The sequence below is a fragment of the Macromonas bipunctata genome (assembly GCF_002837135.1).
Lineage (GTDB): Bacteria > Pseudomonadota > Gammaproteobacteria > Burkholderiales > Burkholderiaceae_C > Macromonas_A > Macromonas_A bipunctata.
On the sequence record NZ_NWBQ01000041.1, the window covers coordinates 16230 to 33434 of the forward strand.

Sequence of the window (17205 nt, forward strand, 5' to 3'; positions counted from 1 at the left end):
CGCTAGGGCGTGGGCTGCATCTGCGTGGCGGCTGCGCTGGCCGCCCCTTGCGGCGTGAGCTGCACCCGGATCGAGAAATTGAACACCCGGCGCTGCCCGGCCTTGGGCAGGGCCACGTTGGCGGCCACAATCTCCACCAGCTCCGACGCGGTCAACCAGGGGCTGTGCTGGCCCAGGTCGCGCAGCAAGTCCGAGACCCGCTGCTGCGACTGCGCCACGCCGCTGAGCAGCACCGCCTGGCGCTCCTGCTTGAGGCTGACCAGGTACACGCCGTCGGGCAGGCGCTGCACCAGCTCGTTGAACAGGTGCACCGACAGGTTGCGATCCGACTGCAGGCTCTCCACCGCCGCCTGGCGCGCCTTGAGGGCCTCGATCTCCTGCTGCAGGGCCTTGACGTCCTTGATCTCGGCGTCCAGCCGCGTGGCCTCGCGCTGCAAGAAGCGGTTGCGCTCCAGCTGCTCATCCACCCGGCCCTGGTACACGGTGTAGATGGCGCCCGCCCCCAGCAGGCCCACCACCACCGCCACGCCCAGGTGGGTAAAAAAGTGCTCGCGCTGGCGCTTGCGCGCCCACTCGCGGTGCGGCAACAGGTTGATCAGGATCATGAGACAAACCTCCGCATCGCCAGCCCGGTGGCCACCAGGTACGACGTCGCATCGCGCTGCAGCGGCGCACCCTTGACGGCCGGGCCCAGCAGCATGCCCTCGAACGGCTGCACAATCTGGCACTGGAATTGCGTTTGCAGCTGCACCATGGCGGCCAGCCCCGGCAGCGCCGCCGAGCCGCCCGAGAGCAAGATGTGCTCCACCTTGTTGTGCGGCGTGCTGGTGAAGAAGAACTGCAGCGCGCGCCCCACCTCCTGCGCCAGCCCTTCCAGGAACGGCGGCAGCACCACGCGGGCGTAGTCCTCGGGCAGGTCGGCGTTCTTCTTGCGCTGGTCGGCTTCCTCGAACGGCAGGTTGTAGTGGCGCGCGATCTGGTGCGTGAGCTGGGCGCCGCCAAACATCTGGTCGCGCTCGTAGATCACCTCGCCATTGCGCACCACCTGCAGGCTGGTGGTCTGCGAGCCAATCTCCAGCAGCGCAATCAGCAAGTCGCGCCCCTGGTTGGGCAGGTGTGCCACCAGGCGCATGGCCGCCATACGCGAGGCGTAGGACTCCACGTCCATGATCACCGGCTTGAGCCCCGCCGCCTCGGCCAGGCCCTGGCGGTCGGCCACCTTTTCCTTGCGCGACGCCGCCAGCAGCACCTCCACCAGGTCGGCGCTGTGCGCGCTGGGGCCGCCGACGCAAAAGTCCAGACTCACCTCGTCCAGTGGAAACGGGATGTACTGCCCGGCCTCGGCCTCGACCTGGAACTCCAGCTCGCGCTCGCTCAGGCCCATGGGCAGCAAGATCTTCTTGGTGATGACGGCCGAACCGGGCAGCGCCAGCGCCACCTGCCGGGTCTTGCTGCCGGACTTGCGCACCACCTGGCGCAGCGCCTCGGCCACTTCGTCAAACTTGTCGATGTTGCCTTCGGTGACCCAGCCGCGCTCCAGCGGCTCGATCGCGCAGCGCTCCAGCACGTACTGGCCGCTGGCGGCGCGCCCCAGCTCCACCAGCTTGATGGTGGTGGAGCTGATGTCTATGCCCAGCAACGGCGCGGGGGCGCGTTGCCACAAGGCTTTCCATGCCGCAATCAATGCTGTCCCCTTGGTGGTGTGTGGTACTGGCCTGGCGCTTGCGCCCGGTTACAAATTTCTTTTGAGATGCCCTCGACCTTGCCGATACTAGCAGCACAACGGGCCAGCCCAAACGCCCTGATGCACGCCCACGCACCGGCAACGTTGCCAAAAGCCGACAGACCCGCCGCCAGCGCCAGCGGCCGGGCCGTCGGCAGCGGGATTTCTATAATCCGGCCTCCAATTTGAGGGTCTTCATGTCCGCCCAAACCGCTTCCCGCCCCGCGTCCCGTTCCCGCGCTGCCCAGCCGCGCCCCCCCTCAAGCTCGCGCGGCTTTGTGCGCACGCTGGGCTGGCTGCTGGGCCTGGCGGTGGCGGGCGTGGTGGCCGCGTTCATGGCCGCAGCGCTGGCGCTGGCGCTGGCCTGGCCCAACCTGCCCGACGTGGCCGGGCTGGCCGACTACCGCCCCAAACTGCCGCTGCGCGTGTACGCCAGCAACGGCGAGCTGATCGGCGAATTTGGCGAGGAGCGGCGCAACCTGCTGCCCTTCAACGACATCCCCCCGGTCATGATCAACGCCGTGCTGGCGATCGAGGACGCGCGCTTCTTCGAGCACAACGGCGTGGACTACAAGGGCATGCTGCGCGCCGTGGTGGCCAACTTTGGCCAGGCCAAGAGCCAGGGCGCCTCCACCATCACCATGCAGGTGGCGCGCAACGTGTACCTCTCCAGCGAAAAGAGCTACATGCGCAAGATCTACGAGGTGCTGCTCACGCTCAAGCTCGAGCACACGCTCACCAAGCAGCAGATCCTCGAGATCTACATGAACCAGATCTTCCTGGGCCACCGCGCCTACGGCTTTGACGCCGCCGCGCAAGTCTATTTTGGCAAGCCGCTCAAGGACGTGACCATTGCCGAGGCCGCCATGCTGGCCGGCCTGCCCAAGGCGCCGTCGGCCTACAACCCCATCAGCAACCCCAAGCGCGCGCGCATCCGCCAGCTCTACATCATCGAGCGTATGGAGGCCAACGGCTTCATCACCCCCACCCAGGCGCGCGAGGCCGCCGAGGAGCCGCTGCGCCTGAGCCAGGGCAAGGCCGAGTCGGGCCTGCACGCCGAATACCTGGCCGAGATGGTGCGCCAGGCTATCTTCGGGCAATACGGCGAGGAGGCCTACACCCGGGGCCTGCAGGTCTACACCACGCTGGACGCCACCGCGCAGCGCGCCGCCCACCAGGCGCTGCGCCAGGGCGTGCTCGACTTCGAGCGCCGCCAGCACTACCGGGGCCCGGAACGCTTCATCGACCTGCCCGCCGACCCCGCCGCGCGCGCCAACGCCATTGGCGACGTACTGGCCGACCTGCCCGACAACGGCGAGCTGCTGACCGCCGTGGTGCTGGAAGCCACACCGCGCAAGGTGGTGCTCAGCCGTGGCGACGACGACACCCTGGCCGTGACCGGCGAAGGCCTGCGCGCCGTGCAGTCGGGCCTGAGCAAGCAGGCGCCACCGCACCTCAAGCTGCGCCCCGGTGCCGTGGTGCGGGTGGTCAGGACGCCGCGCCAGACCTGGGCCCTGACCCAGCTGCCCGAAGTGGAATCGGCCCTGGTGGCGCTGGATCCGCGCACCGGCGAGATCCGCGCCCTGGTCGGCGGCTTCGATTTCGGGAAAAACCAGTTCAACCACGTCACGCAGGCGTGGCGCCAGCCGGGCTCGAGCTTCAAGCCCTTCATCTACTCCGCCGGGCTGGAAAAAGGCATCATGCCCGCCACCATCGTCAACGACAAGCCGCTGTTCTTCAGCGCCAGCACCACAGGCGGCAAGCCGTGGGAGCCCAAGAACTACGACGGCCGCTTCGAGGGCCCGATGTCGGTGCGCACCGCACTGGCCAAGTCCAAGAACATGGTCTCCATCAGCATCCTGCAGGCGGTGGGCACCCAGAGCGGGCAGGAATGGGTGCAACGCTTTGGCTTTGGCACCGACAAGCACCCGCCCTACCTGACGATGGCGCTGGGCGCGGGCTCGGTCACGCCGCTGCAGATGGCCAGCGGCTACGGCGTGTTTGCCAACGGCGGCTACTACGTGCCGCCGCTGCTCATCACCCGCGTCACCGACCACCGGGGCAAGGTGCTGCTGGAAACCATACCCCACCTGCCCACCGAGGCCCAGCGCGTCATCGACGCGCGCAACGCCTTCGTCACCAGCAGCCTGCTGCAAGAGGTGGCGCGCTCGGGCACCGCCGCACGCGCGCAGGCCACGCTCAAGCGCCCCGACCTATACGGCAAGACCGGCACCACCAACGACGCCATCGACGCCTGGTTCGTTGGCTACCAGCCCACGCTGGTGGCGGCGGTGTGGGTGGGTTACGACAACCCGCGCAACCTGGGCAGCCGCGAGACCGGCGGCGGCCTGAGCCTGCCGATCTGGATCAACTTCATGCAGACCGCGCTGCAAGGCGTGCCGGTGGCCGAGATCAAGCCGCCGCCGGGCGTGAGCTACACCCAAGGCGACTGGTTCTACGACAACTACCCGCCCGGCCAGCACGTGGCCAGCCTGGGCATGGAAGGCTACGTCGACCCCGACGCCGAAGCCCCTGCCAGCGAGGACGGCGCCACCACCGACGGCACCCCGGTCGATCCGCAGGAAAAGAGCGGCATCCTCAACCTGTTCCGGTACTGATGTTCCGGTACCGAATCAGGCCGTGAAGTCCAGCGCCAGCCCCGCCTGCGCACTGGCCTCGCGCGACAGGTGCGCAAACAGCTCGCCCGCGCCCTTGGTGTCCTGCCAGTGCTGGCCGTCAAACTTGTAGTGGAAGCCACCGGCGCGCGCCGCCATCCAGACCTCGTGCAGCGGTTTTTGCAGGTTGACGACAATCTGGCTGCGGTTGGCAAACGTCAGCGTGACCATGCCGCCGCTGCGCTGGTTGTCGATGTCGGCGTCGGTGGTGTCGTTGATGCGGTCGCACGCCAGCTCGATGGCACGCAACGCGGCCTCGGCGTGGTTCTGGTATTCCTGGTCGGTCATACAATTTCCTGATGGTTCAATGTTCTGAAATTTTAGGCCGGGGCGGCGTGGCGCCCCATGCCCCGCCGCGCCGCAAGGCTTTGCGCGCCGTCGGCAGCGCCTGGGCGCTGGCCCTGTTGCTGGGCGGCACCGGCTGCGGGCAAAAAGGCTCGCTCTACCTGCCGCCGCCCACCACGCCCCCGGCCAGCGCGCACGGTAGCACGCCGGCGCCGCTGCACTCCGACACCACCCTCTCCACCCCCCGCACCCCATGACCTCCCCTACCCCCACCCTGCCCGGCCAGCCCTTCTTTGCCTACCGCAACGGCCAGCTGATGGCCGAAGACGTGGCCGTGGCCGACCTGGCACGCACCCACGGCACGCCGCTGTTCATCTATTCGCAGGCCGCCATGCTGTCGGCGCTGGCGGCGTACCAGCGCGGCTTTGCCGGGCGCCAGGCGCTCATCTGCTACGCCATGAAAGCCAACAGCAACCTGGCGATCCTGCAAACCTTTGTGCAAGCCGGTTGCGGTTTGGACATTGTCTCGGGTGGTGAACTGGAACGCGCCCTGCGCGCCGGGGTCGATCCGGCCAAAATCATCTTCTCGGGCGTGGGCAAAACCCGCACCGAAATGCGCCGCGCGCTGCAAGTTGGCATAGGCTGCTTCAACGTCGAAAGCCTGCCCGAACTGGACGTGCTCAACGACGTAGCGATCAACTTGGGCCTGCGTGCGCCCATCAGCCTGCGGGTCAACCCCGACGTGGATGCCAAAACCCACCCCTACATTTCCACCGGACTCAAGGGGAACAAATTCGGCATTGCCCACACCGACGCACTGGCCGCCTACCGCCATGCCGCCGCACTGCCGGGCCTGCATGTCAAGGGCATCGACTGCCACATTGGCTCCCAGATCACCGAAACCTCACCCTATTTGGACGCGATGGACCGTGTGCTGGATTTGGTGCAAGCCATCGAGGCCGCAGGCATCCCCATTGAACACATCGACTTTGGCGGCGGTTTGGGCATCGACTACCACGGCGACACCCCACCCGCTGCCGACGCACTGTGGCAGCAACTGCTGGCCAAACTGGATGCCCGTGGCTATGGCCAACGCAAGATCGTGATCGAACCAGGCCGCTCGTTGATTGGCAACGCGGGCATCTGCGTGACCGAGGTGCTGTACGGCAAAACCGGCGAGGCCAAGAACTTCCTCATCGTCGATGCCGCCATGAACGACCTGCCTCGCCCTGCCATGTACGAGGCTTACCACGCCATCGTCCCTGTCACGCCCCGCACAGGCGAGGCCAGCACCTGGGATGTGGTCGGCCCGGTGTGCGAAAGCGGCGACTGGCTGGGGCGCGACCGCACCCTCAACGCCCAACCGGGCGATTGGCTGGCCGTGGCTTCTGCTGGTGCCTATTGCATGAGCATGGCCAGCACCTACAACACACGGGGCCGCGCCGCCGAAGTGTTGGTACGCGGCCACCAAACACACGTCATCCGAGAACGCGAGTCCACCGACGACCAACTGCGGTTGGAACGCCCACTGACGGACTGAGTGCGACCCTTATCGGCCTGTTTTAGGAAAGGGAAAACAGGCTGACCTACATCAAAAATAATCCATCCAGCAACGGGTATGATGGTCGGCTTTTTTAGGAAAAATAAGAATGCCACCTGCCATATCCGGAAACTGGTTCAGTGTTGCCACCATCGCTGGCAAGCTCAAACTCATGGCCTCCATCAGCGCCTTGATCTTAATAGGGGTCAGTGCCTATTTGCTGCAACACGAATACCACGTCACCCAAGACAACCGGAAACTGGCGGTGCGCCAAAATGTGGAAACCATCCATTCGGTGATCGAATGGGCCCATTCCCTCGAAACCAGCGGCACCCACACACGCGAACAGGCGCAACAGATGGCCATGGCCATCATCCACAAAGCCCGTTACGACGAACACGAATACTTCTGGATTTTCAACGAGCAAGGCCAAATACTGGCGCACCCCGTATCGCCCAAACTGATCGGGCAAGATGCCAGCCAGTTCAAAGACCCCAATGGCAAATTCTTTGTGCGCGACATGTTGGACCAATTGCGCCAGCAAGGCAGCGGCACCGTGGTGTATGAATGGGCAAAACCTGGTGTGGCCGACCCAGTAGAAAAAATTGCCTATGTCAAAGGCTTCAAACCGTGGGGTTGGGCCATCAGCTCCGGGGTCTACACCGACGATCTGCGCGCCGCTTTCTTGGCCAAAATTGGGCAAGTCATGGTGGTGGTGGCGCTGGCACTGGCCATCAACGTATGGATGCTGCGCCGCGTGTACCAGCCCCTGTCCAAGGGGCTCAACAAGGCCATCCGTGTGGCACGCGCCATTGCGCAGCGCGACCTGACGCAACGCATCACCGTCAAAGGCAACGACGAGATCAGCGCCTTGCTCGATGCGATGCGCAGCATGTCGGACGACCTGAAACACACGCTGCACAACGTGCGCGACACCACGCACCAGCTGGCACAAGCCAGCGAACAGATTGCGTCGGGCAACCAGGACCTGAGCAACCGCACCGAAAACACCGCCTCCAACCTGCAGGAAACCGCCTCCAGCATGGAACAGTTGACCAGCTCGGTGGCGCAAAACGCCGAAGCCGCGCGCCAGGCCGCGCAACTGGCCAACACCGCCAGCCAGGTGGCACAAGCCGGCGGGGAGGCCGTGTCGCAGGTCGTCACCACCATGCAGGGCATCAGCCAGGCGTCGCGGCGCATCTCCGACATCATTGGCGTGATCGACGGCATCGCGTTCCAAACCAACATCCTGGCGCTCAATGCCGCCGTGGAGGCCGCACGCGCCGGTGAGCAAGGCCGGGGCTTTGCCGTGGTGGCCGGCGAGGTGCGCACCCTGGCCCAGCGTTCGGCCCAGGCGGCCCAGGAAATCAAGACCCTGATCCAGGCCTCGGTGGAACAGGTGGGCACCGGCGCCAGCCAGGTAGAGAACGCGGGCAGCACCATCGACCGCGTGGTGGAATCTGTGCAACAGGTCAACGAGCTGATCCAGCAGATCACCCACGCCAACCACCAGCAAAGCCAGGGCATAGCGCAGGTTCACTCCGCCATCACCGAGCTGGACCGCATGACCCAGCAGAACGCCGCCCTGGTGGAAGAATCGGCCTCCGCCGCCGCGTCACTGTCCGATCAGGCGCAGCAACTTTCCAGCAACGTGGACCGCTTCAAGTTCGGCTGACTCACAGCTCGCCGTAGCTGTGCAAGCCGCTGAGGAACATGTTGACGCCCAGGAAGGCAAACGTCGTCACCACCAGCCCGGCCAGCGCCCACCACGATGCCACGGTACCGCGCAAGCCCTTCATCAAACGCATGTGCAGCCAGGCGGCGTAGTTCAGCCACACGATCAGGGCCCAGGTCTCCTTGGGATCCCAGCTCCAGTAGCCGCCCCAGGCCTCGGCGGCCCACAGCGCGCCCAACACGGTGGCAATGGTGAAGAAGGCAAAGCCCACCGCAATCGCCTTGTACATCACGTCGTCCAGCACCTCCAGCGCGGGCAGGCGCTCGGCAATGCGGCCACGCGCGGCCAGGATGCCGCCCACAATCAGCGCCGACACGCCAAAGTAGATGAACCAGTAGCTGCCGCCGTTGGCAGCGGCGTTCTGGCGGAACACCAGCGGCTCAAAGCACAGCACCACGCCCAGCAGCCACAGCGGCGCCAGCTTGTACCAGCTGGTTTCGGTGGCGCTTTGCTTGATGAGGTAGGCAAACGCCAGCATCGCGGCCAGGGCAAAAGTGCCATAGCCAATGAAGTTGGCGGGCACGTGCAGCTTCATCCACCAGCTTTGCAGCGCGGGCACCAGCGGCTGGATCTGGTGGGCGTCACGCACCACGGTGTACCACAGCAAGAAGCCCACCGCCGCGCTCACCACCAGCATCACAAACGCACCCATGCGCCGCGTCTGGTACTGGTCCTCGTAGTACAGGTAGTACGCCGCCGTCAGCCAGCTGAACAGGATGAACACTTCGTACAGGTTGCTGACCGGGATGTGGCCGATGTCGGCGCCCATCAGGTAGCTCTCGTACCAGCGTACCAGCGTGCCCACCAGCGCCAGCGTCACCGCCACCCAGGTCATGCGCGAGGCCAGCTGCTCGAACGCATCGGCGTTGCGGCGCGAGAAAATCCCCAGCCAGTAGAACACCGTGGCCATGAAGAACAGCACGCTCATCCACAGAATGGCGGACTGGCTGGACAGGAAGTACTTGAGCAGGAACGCCTCGTCGGCGCGCGCCAGCTGCGCCGTGCCACCATCCACCTGGTACAGCCCCACGGCCAGCAGCGCCAGCGCCGCCACCACCACCAGCAGCGCCCGCAGCGGGCGCCAGAACCAGGCCAGCGCAATGGTGCTGGGCACGCTGCCCACCAGGATGGCCTGCTCATACACGTCCATGAAAGTGTTGTAGCGCCAGAACGCAAACGCGCCCCCCAGCACCACCAGCAGCGCAAACAGCCAGTCCAGCCCGTTGCGGCGGGCAAAGTAGCCTGGGTTGAGCGTCACGGCGCCACCCCCCGGCGGGAGTGGCAAGGTCGATGTGGAAGTGTTCATGCAGTCACCTGTAACAAACGGGTTTTGAGGGTGGCAAATTCGCGGTCGGTGTCCATCATCTTGCGGTTGCTGGAGAGCGCCATCGTGGCCTGGGCGCCTGCCGCATCACCGGCGGCCACCGGCGCCAGCCAGACCCACAGCCGCCGCTCGCGCACGTACAGCATCGCAAACACGCCCAGAATCAGGAACAGGCAACCCAGGTACACAATGGTCTTGCCCGGCGCGCGCGCCACCTGGAACACGCTGGCCTGCACCTGGGTAAAGTCGGCCAGCTGGAACGCCATCGGCGCCGGGTACAAAAAGGCATCGCTCAGGCTCAGCACCGATTGCGTCATGAAGGCCGAGGTGGCGTCGTTGCGCGGTGCCGGGGCCAGCCCGGCGCGCTCGCGGCTGAGCTGGTACAGCTCGAACAGCGCACCGTTCAAGATACGCAGCAGCACCTCGCTGGCACGCTCGCGCTCGGCGGCGGGCACATTGGCCTCCATGAAGCCCGACAACGCAGGCAGCCCGCCCAGCAGCATGTCCGAGGGCAAACCCTGCGGGCGCGGCAGCTGCGCCAGGATGGGGTCGGCCCCGGCAAACAAGTCCAGCGCGCGCTGGGCCGATTCGGTCAGCGCCTGCAGCAGCTCCGGCCTGGGCGACTCTGCCGCCTGCACCGCGTAGCGCCGCACCGCCTCGCGGCGCAGGGCCGGGTCGGCCAGCGCCTGCTTCAGGCGCACAAAGCCGTCCATGCTGTCCCGCTCGTCGGCGGGCACGCGCAGGTAGCGCAGCGGCTCGGCGGGCGTGTCGCGCACACCCAGCAGGAACACGCGCTGGCCGTCCATGTCCACCGGCAGCATGTAGTTGTTGAACTCGCGCGCCTGGCCCGCCTCGTCGCGCAGCTTGTAGCTCACGCTGGGGCCGACGTTGTGCAGCGCCTTGGGCGTGCTGGTCTTGTGGCCCGCCCCCAGACGGCTTTCAATCGCGTGGCGCAAGTCCACCTTGCGCACATCAGCGCCGCTGGTGGGGTTGTTGGCGCTCAGGTTCTCGACGTTGATGACGCGCAGGCCCGTGAATTCCAGCGTCAGTTTCTGGCTGCCGTTGGTCAGGGTGGTCGATTCGCCAATGCGACCCTGCACCTGCAGCGGCTGGCTCGTACCCGTCATGGGCACCGCCTGCAACTTGACCAGCGAGCCGCCATCGTCAAAGCTGGACTGGTAAATTTCCGTGCCCCGGTAGTTCACCGGATGGTTCACCGCCACGCGCGCGGGCGTCTGCTCGCCGGTGTAGCGGTCGTGGATGATGATCTCGCTGGCAAACAGCTTGGGCATGCCGGTGGGGTAGTACTCCACCACAAACTTTTTCAGCTCCACCCCGAACGGCAAGTCCTGCAACACCACACCCGTGGGTTGCGTCAGCACCGCCGTGCCTGCGGTGGCGCCTTCGCTCACCAGCAGGTTGCCGCGGAAGGTCGGGTTGCGGTCGCTCAGGCGGTGCCGCTCGGGCACCTCGGCAATCAGGCCGCCACCACTGAACGGGGTCTTGTCCTGCCACCACATCTGCGCGCGCACCACCAGGTCGCCATCGAACAGGCCGCCAATGCAGATCAGCACGATGGCGCTGTGCGCGGCCAGGTAGCCCAGCTTGTTGGCCGCCCCGGCCTTGGCCGCCACCATCCAGCCCGTACCGTGCGCGGTGTCGCGCGGCTGCAACTTCACCTTCCAGCCCGACGCCGCCAGCGTCTGCCCGATGCGCTGCGCGGCGGCTTCGGCCTGCTCGCCCAGCGTGGCCTCGGCCTTGTGCGAGAACGCCTTCAGGCTTTGCTCGCGGATGTTTTCCTTGAACTGCTTGAAGTCCTGCAGGATCTTGGGCGTGCTGCGCGCAATGCACAGGCTGGTGCTGACGACCAGGAACGCCAGAATCAGCAGGAACCACCACGCGCTGTAGACCGCGTACAGGTCGAGCGCCGCAAACACCTCGGCCCAGAACGGCCCGAACTGGTTGACGTAGTTGTTCATCGGCTCGTGCTGCTTGAGCACGGTGCCAATCACCGACGCAATGCAGATCACCGTCAGCAGCGCAATCGCAAAACGCATCGACGACAGCAACTCCACCGCCGCGCGCACACGCTGCGAGCCGCGCTTCAGTTCCAGTCCAGTGGTGGAGGCAGTCATGAGGAGGAATCAGCAAAAAACCATAAAAAAAGGCAGGCCGAACCAACGACCTGCCCATATTGTGATGCGGTAACGCGCCGACAGTTCCCGGCGGCTTAACGCAAGCCCGCAATGTAGTCGGACACCGCCGCAATTTCCTTGTCGGTCAGGTACACCGCAATGTGCGACATCTGCACGCTGTTCTTGCGCTCGCCCGAACGGAAAGCCTTGAGCTGGATCGAGGTGTACTCGGCGTGCTGGCCACCCAGGCGCGGGTACTGCGACGGCATGCCCGCGCCGCTGGGCGAGTGGCAGCCCACGCAGGCGGCAATCTGGCGGTCGGCCAGGCCACCGCGGTAGATGCGCTCGCCCTTGCCCACCAGCGCCTTGTCCTGCGAGAAACCGGGGTTGGCCTTCTGGCTGGCCAGCCAGTACGACACGTCCACCATGTCCTGGTCCGACAGCGCCACCGCAAAGCCCTTCATGATGGCGTTGTCGCGCTTGCCCGACTTGAACTCCTGCAGCTGCTTGACCAGGTACTCGGGGTGCTGCTGCGCCAGCACGGGGTGCACCGGCGTGTTGGAGTTGCCGTTGGCCGCGTGGCAGGCCACACAGACCTGGTTGTACAGCGCCGCGCCCTTGTTGAGGTCGGGCTGGGTCGCCTGCGCCTGAGCAGACAACGACAAGGCGGCGAGCGCGCAAGCGCCAATGAGGGAGGCGATGGATTTCATTTCGTGTGCAGGGGGCGTCAGGGGGCTACAACAAGTGCGTCTTGATCCAGCCAAAGGGGTGCGGACGCACAAACGTCGGGATTTTAGCAAAACACGCTCCCCGCCTGACACAGTGCAGCGTGGCGGTGTCAAAATCCCCACTCAATGAAAAAAGCACAACCTTCCTCCGCTCACCACCCGTATCCGCGCCACGCACCCAAGGTCGATGCCGCCGCCGCGCAATTGGCGCACAACTGGCTGCACACCGCCCGCTTCCTGACCGAGGCGCCCCAGCTGCACCACCTGCCCGCGCTCGACGTGCCCGAGATCGCCTTTGTCGGCCGCTCCAACGCCGGCAAATCCACCAGCATCAACACCCTGACGCAACAAAAACGGCTGGCCTTTGCCTCCAAGACGCCCGGGCGCACCCAGAGCATCAACCTGTTTGCGCTGGGCAAGCAGGGCGCGGTCGATGCCGTGCTGGCCGACCTGCCCGGCTACGGCTACGCCGCCGTGCCGCAAGAGGCCAAGCGCCGCTGGCAGCAGGTGATGGCCAACTACCTCGTCAGCCGCCCCAACCTGTGCGGCATTGTGCTGCTGTGCGACCCGCGCCTGGGCCTGACCGAGCTGGACGAAGCCCTGCTCGAGATCATCCGCCCGCGCGTGGAAGAAGGCCTGCAATTCCTGGTGCTGCTGACCAAGGCCGACAAGCTCACCCGCACCGAGGCGCAAAAAGCCTTGTCCATCGCCAAACTGCAAGCCGGTGGCGGCCAGGCCATGCTGTTCTCGGCCCTGAAGAAACAGGGGCTGGACGAAGTGGCGCTGCTGCTGCGCGGCTGGGTCGATGCCGCCACGCCCGCAACCCCTCCGCCAACCGATGAAGCAGAAGGAGCCGCTGCCGCAGAGGACGCCGACGCAACGGGCGCGCCGGACGCCTGAACCAGCGCCTCAGCGGCGCGGGTACAAGCTGGGCTGCCCCGGCGGGCGGGTCTTGAAGCGTTTGTGTACCCAGTAATACTGCTCGGGCATGGTGCGGATCATGGCCTCCAGCCGCTGGTTGCTCAGCGTCACGTCGGCCAGCAGGTCGCCCGTCGGGTAATCGGCCCACGCAGGCCAGATGCGCACCTCGTAGCCAGCAGCGGTCAGGCGTGCCGTCACCGGCACCACCTGGGCCCGGCCCAGCTTGGCAAAGCGCGGCAACGACGTGAGCGTGGCCGCTGGCACGCCAAAGAACGGCGCAAACACCGAATCGCCCAGCCCGTGGTCCATGTCGGGCAACACGTACAGCGGCTCACCGGCGCGCAGCGCACTGACAAGAGGCTTGAGGCCCTCGCGCTTGGCCACGATGTGCGGCTGCCCGAAACGCTGGCGGCCGTGCTCCATCCAGCGGTCCACCACCACGTTGTCCTGGTGCGCGTAGATGCCACAAAAACGGCGCGGCAGGTGCGCGGTCAGGGCCGTCCAGCCCGCGTCCATGCCCACAAAATGCGGCGCAAACAGCACGCTGGGCGTATCGCCCTGCAACGCGGCCACGTCCCCCACCAGTTGCAGGCGCTGGCGCACCGTGGCCGCATCGGCACCCCACAACCAGCCCCGATCCAGCCACGCCTGCGCAAAGTACACAAAATGGCGCCGCACCGCGCGCTGGCGCTGCACCTGCGGTAGCTCAGGGAAGCACGCCGCCCAGTTGGCCAGCGCCACACGCCGCCGCTGCGGCACCACGCAATACAACACCTGCCCCAGCGCCCAGCCCAGCCCGCGCACCCAGCGCAGCGGCAAGCGCGCCATCAGCCCCATCAGCCCGTGCAGCCAGGCCCGCTGCAGTGCCTCGTGCCACGCCGCCATCAGGCACCCCGGGGCTGCTTGTAGCGGGCATAGGCCCACAGGTACTGCTCAGGTTTCTGGCGCACCAGCCACTCCATCGCCTGGTTGAGCTGCGTGGCGGCCTGCACCGGGTCGGCGGCCAGCGACTCGGGCACGGCGTGCTGCAACGGGCACACGCGCACCACATAGCCCCGGCCCCAGCTCAGGCGCTCGCCCCAGATCAGCAGCACCTGCACCCCCGGCTGGCGCGCAAAGCGGGCCGACAGCGTCATGGTGTAGGCGTCGCGGCCAAAAAACGGCGCCCACACCCCCAGCCCATCAGGTGGCACCTGATCCGGCAACAAGCCCACCGCCTGCCCGGCCTTGAGCGCCTGCATCAACTGCTTGACCCCGGCCAGCGTGGTGGGCGCGGTGTGCAAGCCGGGGCGCTGGCGCGCCCGCTGCAGCAGCGGTGCCAACGCCGCCTTGCGCGGTGGCCGGTACAGCACCGTCACCGGGCAACCCAGCGGGGCAAAGCGCGCCGCGTAGGCCTGCGCCGTGATCTCAAAGCAGCCCAGGTGCGGCGTCAAGAACACCACCCCCTGGCGTTGCGCCAGCGCGGCCTCCACGTGCTCGGCGCCCTCCCAGCGCACCGGCACCGGGCGCCCCAGCCACACGCGCGGCAGCTCAGTGATCTGCTTGCCCGCCTCGCCCACCGACGCCCAGCGCGCCCAGCCGCGCAACCCGGCCTGGCGGGTGTGCGCACGCCAGCGCCGCCGGTAGGCCGGCTGCACCAGCCACAGCCCCCAGCCCAGCAGCCAGCCCAGCGCGTGCAGGCACAGCAGCGGGCAGCGGGCGGCACAACGGAACCAGAACAACAACATTGCGGGCAAACGGGTTAAAAAATCTTGTTTTAGAATGGCCACATCGCCGAGTTACTGAACAACTTGCGGGCGATTCACAAATCCAGCTAAAGCGTTCGCCAGAGCACACCCCTTGCCCGGCGACCGCCAGGCAGTTCTTACATGGAGTGTATTCAAATGGCGAACGACTTTCTCTTCACCTCCGAATCGGTCTCGGAAGGCCACCCCGACAAGGTTGCCGACCAGATTTCCGATGCGATTCTGGACGCGATTTTCACGCAAGACCCGCGCAGCCGCGTAGCCGCCGAAACCCTGACCAACACCGGTCTGGTCGTGCTGGCAGGTGAAATCACCACCAACGCCCACGTGGACTACATCCAGGTGGCGCGCGACACCATCAAGCGCATCGGCTACGACAACACCGACTACGGCATCGACTACAAAGGCTGCGCCGTGCTGGTGGCCTACGACAAACAGTCCAACGACATTGCCCAGGGCGTGGACCACGCCTCCGACGACTACCTCAACACCGGCGCCGGCGACCAAGGCCTGATGTTCGGCTACGCCTGCGACGAAACGCCGGAACTGATGCCCGCGCCCATCTACTACGCGCACCGCATCGTCGAGCGCCAGGCCCAGCTGCGCAAGGATGGCCGCCTGCCCTTCCTGCGCCCCGACGCCAAGAGCCAGGTCACCATGCGCTACGTCGATGGCAAGCCGCACAGCATCGACACCATTGTCCTCAGCAGCCAACACAGCCCCGAAATGAGCGATGGCAAACACATGTCGCCCGCCTTCATCGAGGCCTGCATCGAGGACATCATCAAGCCTGTGCTGCCCCAGGAATGGCTGCAAGACACCAAGTACCTCATCAACCCGACCGGGCGCTTCGTGATTGGCGGCCCGCAAGGCGACTGCGGCCTGACCGGGCGCAAAATCATTGTGGACACCTACGGCGGCGCCTGCCCGCACGGCGGCGGTGCCTTCAGCGGCAAAGACCCGACCAAGGTGGACCGCTCCGCTGCCTACGCCGCGCGCTACGTGGCCAAGAACATCGTGGCCGCAGGATTGGCCAAGCAATGCCAAATCCAGGTTGCCTATGCCATCGGCGTGGCCCGCCCCATGAACGTGACCGTCTACACCGAAGGCACCGGCATCATCTCGGACGAGAAGATCGCGCACATCGTCAACGAAGTGTTCGACCTGCGCCCACGCGGCATCATCCAAATGCTGGACCTGCTGCGCCCCATCTACAGCAAGACCGCCGCCTACGGCCACTTTGGCCGCGACGAACCCGAATTCACTTGGGAACGCACCGACAAGGTGCAAGTGCTGCGGGATTTGGCAGGAATTTGAAATAATAAAATTATTTTCACCATAAAAATGGCTTTGTTGCACAAAGCCATAACGGGACGGAATTCCCCTGACCCCAGACGGAGTTATGCCACGGCCACCGTGTCCGGGGTGCCCAGTTGCGTGAAGCGGTTGAGCAACGCCACGCGCACCTGCAACTCCGCCACCTGACGCTCGAACGTGCGTGCCATCACGCGCTCGCCCAAGCGCTTGAAGCAGTGCATCTTGGTCTCCACCAAACTACGACGGTGGTAGCCGCTCCACTGCTTCCAGATTTTGCGCCCCAGTCGCTCGCAGGCCCGTACCGCCTCGTTGCGCACGTGCATGCCACGCTTGTTGGCCTTGACCTTCCACAGCCGTGCGTTCTTGCGCGGCGGGATGATGGCTTGAGCGTTGCGCTGGGCAATGGCTTCATGGCATGCCTGGGTGTCGTAGGCCCCGTCGGCACAGACGCTGCCTATCTCCTCGTCTTCGGCAATCTGTGCCAGCAACTCGGGCAGCATCGGCGCATCGCCCACGCTGTTGTCCGTCACCTCCACGCCACGTATCTCCAGCGTCTTGGCATCAATGGCCAGGTGCACTTTGCGCCACTGCCTGCGGTACTCGGCCCCGTGTTTCTTGCGTTTCCATTCGCCTTCGCCCACGAACTTGATGCCCGTGCTGTCCACCAGCAAGTCCAGCGGCCCTTCACCGCTGCCACGGTAGGGCAGTTGCACCTTGAGCGTCTTTTGGCGACGGCTGACCGTGCTGTAGTCCGGCACCGGCCAGTCCAGGCTGGCCAGGCGCAACAGGCTTTGCACCAGCCCCAGACCTTGGCGCAACGGCAAGTTGAACAAGCACTTGAGGCTCAGACAGAACTGGATGCTGGCATCCGAGAATTTCTGCTGGCGACCGCGCTTGCCGCTGGGTGCGGCCAGCCACTGCATATCGCGGTCGAGCCACAGGGTCAGCGAGCCTCGCGCTTTGAGCGCAGCGTTGTACTCGGCCCAGTTGCGTGTCTGGTAGCGGATCTTGGGGATGGCGCTGGCTTCACTCATGGCCCAAGGTTACCTGCTTCCGGGGTGTTTGTGCAACAAAGCC

The 17205-nt window shown here is 65.8% G+C and carries 15 protein-coding genes; 6 read left to right on the forward strand and 9 right to left on the reverse strand.

Annotated features, from left to right (window positions below; translation table 11 throughout):
* Window positions 1-2: 2 nt before the first annotated feature.
* Both CON76_RS06250 and CON76_RS06255 read right to left on the reverse strand, forming a co-directional pair.
* Window positions 3-605, reverse strand: coding sequence for a PilN domain-containing protein (locus CON76_RS06250; RefSeq protein ID WP_101102510.1), 603 nt, complete (start codon window positions 603-605; stop codon window positions 3-5).
* Window positions 602-1681, reverse strand: a complete 1080-nt coding sequence (locus tag CON76_RS06255; RefSeq protein ID WP_101102526.1) for a pilus assembly protein PilM — start codon at window positions 1679-1681, stop codon at window positions 602-604. Before CON76_RS06255 ends, CON76_RS06250 begins: the two co-directional genes overlap by 4 nt.
* A gap of 239 nt (window positions 1682-1920) precedes the next feature.
* On the opposite strand from CON76_RS06255, the gene CON76_RS06260 reads away from it, so the two are divergent.
* Window positions 1921-4341 carry a penicillin-binding protein 1A gene (locus CON76_RS06260; protein WP_101102511.1) on the forward strand — a complete coding sequence of 807 codons (2421 nt, stop codon included), beginning with the start codon at window positions 1921-1923 and terminating at the stop codon, window positions 4339-4341.
* Window positions 4342-4356: 15 nt separating this feature from the next.
* Here CON76_RS06260 and cyaY read toward each other — a convergent pair whose 3' ends face one another.
* The gene (cyaY, locus tag CON76_RS06265; RefSeq protein WP_101102512.1) at window positions 4357-4686 is read right to left on the reverse strand and encodes an iron donor protein CyaY; all 330 of its coding nucleotides are present in this window, start codon (window positions 4684-4686) and stop codon (window positions 4357-4359) included.
* Window positions 4687-4697: 11 nt separating this feature from the next.
* Here cyaY and CON76_RS06270 point away from each other — a divergent pair, with 11 nt between their 5' ends.
* The 3 genes from CON76_RS06270 (at window position 4698) to CON76_RS06280 (ending at window position 7898) form a co-directional block, all read left to right on the forward strand.
* Window positions 4698-4940: a lipoprotein gene (locus CON76_RS06270; RefSeq protein ID WP_145995357.1), complete on the forward strand. Its 243-nt coding sequence runs from the start codon at window positions 4698-4700 to the stop codon at window positions 4938-4940.
* Entirely contained in the window at window positions 4937-6223 is a 1287-nt protein-coding gene (gene lysA, locus CON76_RS06275) for a diaminopimelate decarboxylase (RefSeq protein ID WP_101102514.1), read from the forward strand. Before CON76_RS06270 ends, lysA begins: the two co-directional genes overlap by 4 nt.
* A 109-nt stretch (window positions 6224-6332) precedes the next feature.
* Window positions 6333-7898 carry a methyl-accepting chemotaxis protein gene (locus CON76_RS06280; RefSeq protein WP_101102515.1) on the forward strand — a complete coding sequence of 522 codons (1566 nt, stop codon included), beginning with the start codon at window positions 6333-6335 and terminating at the stop codon, window positions 7896-7898.
* A 1-nt stretch (window position 7899) separates the two neighbouring features.
* On the opposite strand, the gene ccsB is transcribed toward CON76_RS06280, so the two are convergent.
* The 3 genes from ccsB to CON76_RS06295 all read right to left on the reverse strand — a co-directional run bounded on the left by ccsB (window position 7900) and on the right by CON76_RS06295 (window position 12127).
* A complete protein-coding gene (gene ccsB, locus CON76_RS06285) occupies window positions 7900-9264 on the reverse strand; it encodes a c-type cytochrome biogenesis protein CcsB (RefSeq protein WP_101102516.1) in 1365 nt (454 codons plus the stop codon).
* Window positions 9261-11417, reverse strand: coding sequence for a cytochrome c biogenesis protein ResB (locus CON76_RS06290; protein ID WP_101102517.1), 2157 nt, complete (start codon window positions 11415-11417; stop codon window positions 9261-9263). Before CON76_RS06290 ends, ccsB begins: the two co-directional genes overlap by 4 nt.
* Window positions 11418-11512: 95 nt before the next feature.
* The gene (locus tag CON76_RS06295) at window positions 11513-12127 is read right to left on the reverse strand and encodes a c-type cytochrome (protein WP_101102518.1); all 615 of its coding nucleotides are present in this window, start codon (window positions 12125-12127) and stop codon (window positions 11513-11515) included.
* 144 nt (window positions 12128-12271) lie between these two features.
* On the opposite strand from CON76_RS06295, the gene yihA reads away from it, so the two are divergent.
* Window positions 12272-13045: a ribosome biogenesis GTP-binding protein YihA/YsxC gene (yihA, locus tag CON76_RS06300; RefSeq protein ID WP_101102519.1), complete on the forward strand. Its 774-nt coding sequence runs from the start codon at window positions 12272-12274 to the stop codon at window positions 13043-13045.
* 9 nt (window positions 13046-13054) lie between these two features.
* Here the strand turns inward: yihA and CON76_RS06305 are convergent, their stop codons facing one another.
* Together CON76_RS06305 and CON76_RS06310 are read right to left on the reverse strand one after the other, a co-directional pair.
* Window positions 13055-13951 (reverse strand): lysophospholipid acyltransferase family protein, encoded by an 897-nt coding sequence (locus CON76_RS06305; RefSeq protein ID WP_240592786.1) that lies wholly within the window; start codon window positions 13949-13951, stop codon window positions 13055-13057.
* A complete protein-coding gene (locus CON76_RS06310; RefSeq protein ID WP_101102520.1) occupies window positions 13951-14793 on the reverse strand; it encodes a lysophospholipid acyltransferase family protein in 843 nt (280 codons plus the stop codon). The genes CON76_RS06305 and CON76_RS06310 overlap by 1 nt, the downstream gene beginning before the upstream one ends.
* A 156-nt stretch (window positions 14794-14949) precedes the next feature.
* Between CON76_RS06310 and metK the strand changes: the two genes are divergently transcribed.
* The gene (gene metK, locus CON76_RS06315; protein WP_101102521.1) at window positions 14950-16128 is read left to right on the forward strand and encodes a methionine adenosyltransferase; all 1179 of its coding nucleotides are present in this window, start codon (window positions 14950-14952) and stop codon (window positions 16126-16128) included.
* A gap of 83 nt (window positions 16129-16211) precedes the next feature.
* On the opposite strand, the gene CON76_RS06320 is transcribed toward metK, so the two are convergent.
* Window positions 16212-17162, reverse strand: coding sequence for an IS5 family transposase (locus tag CON76_RS06320; protein ID WP_101102522.1), 951 nt, complete (start codon window positions 17160-17162; stop codon window positions 16212-16214).
* Window positions 17163-17205: the final 43 nt, after the last annotated feature.

What these genes read in the sequence shown, in the direction of transcription:
- CON76_RS06250 (WP_101102510.1), bottom strand. Translation starts at nt 605, where the DNA reads ATGATCCTGATCAACCTGTTGCCGCACCGCGAGTGGGCGCGCAAGCGC.
- CON76_RS06260 (WP_101102511.1), top strand. Translation starts at nt 1,921, where the DNA reads ATGTCCGCCCAAACCGCTTCCCGCCCCGCGTCCCGTTCCCGCGCTGCC.
- cyaY (WP_101102512.1), bottom strand. Translation starts at nt 4,686, where the DNA reads ATGACCGACCAGGAATACCAGAACCACGCCGAGGCCGCGTTGCGTGCC.
- CON76_RS06270 (WP_145995357.1), top strand. Translation starts at nt 4,698, where the DNA reads ATGGTTCAATGTTCTGAAATTTTAGGCCGGGGCGGCGTGGCGCCCCAT.
- lysA (WP_101102514.1), top strand. Translation starts at nt 4,937, where the DNA reads ATGACCTCCCCTACCCCCACCCTGCCCGGCCAGCCCTTCTTTGCCTAC.
- CON76_RS06280 (WP_101102515.1), top strand. Translation starts at nt 6,333, where the DNA reads ATGCCACCTGCCATATCCGGAAACTGGTTCAGTGTTGCCACCATCGCT.
- ccsB (WP_101102516.1), bottom strand. Translation starts at nt 9,264, where the DNA reads ATGAACACTTCCACATCGACCTTGCCACTCCCGCCGGGGGGTGGCGCC.
- CON76_RS06290 (WP_101102517.1), bottom strand. Translation starts at nt 11,417, where the DNA reads ATGACTGCCTCCACCACTGGACTGGAACTGAAGCGCGGCTCGCAGCGT.
- CON76_RS06295 (WP_101102518.1), bottom strand. Translation starts at nt 12,127, where the DNA reads ATGAAATCCATCGCCTCCCTCATTGGCGCTTGCGCGCTCGCCGCCTTG.
- yihA (WP_101102519.1), top strand. Translation starts at nt 12,272, where the DNA reads ATGAAAAAAGCACAACCTTCCTCCGCTCACCACCCGTATCCGCGCCAC.
- CON76_RS06305 (WP_240592786.1), bottom strand. Translation starts at nt 13,951, where the DNA reads ATGGCGGCGTGGCACGAGGCACTGCAGCGGGCCTGGCTGCACGGGCTG.
- CON76_RS06310 (WP_101102520.1), bottom strand. Translation starts at nt 14,793, where the DNA reads ATGTTGTTGTTCTGGTTCCGTTGTGCCGCCCGCTGCCCGCTGCTGTGC.
- metK (WP_101102521.1), top strand. Translation starts at nt 14,950, where the DNA reads ATGGCGAACGACTTTCTCTTCACCTCCGAATCGGTCTCGGAAGGCCAC.
- CON76_RS06320 (WP_101102522.1), bottom strand. Translation starts at nt 17,162, where the DNA reads ATGAGTGAAGCCAGCGCCATCCCCAAGATCCGCTACCAGACACGCAAC.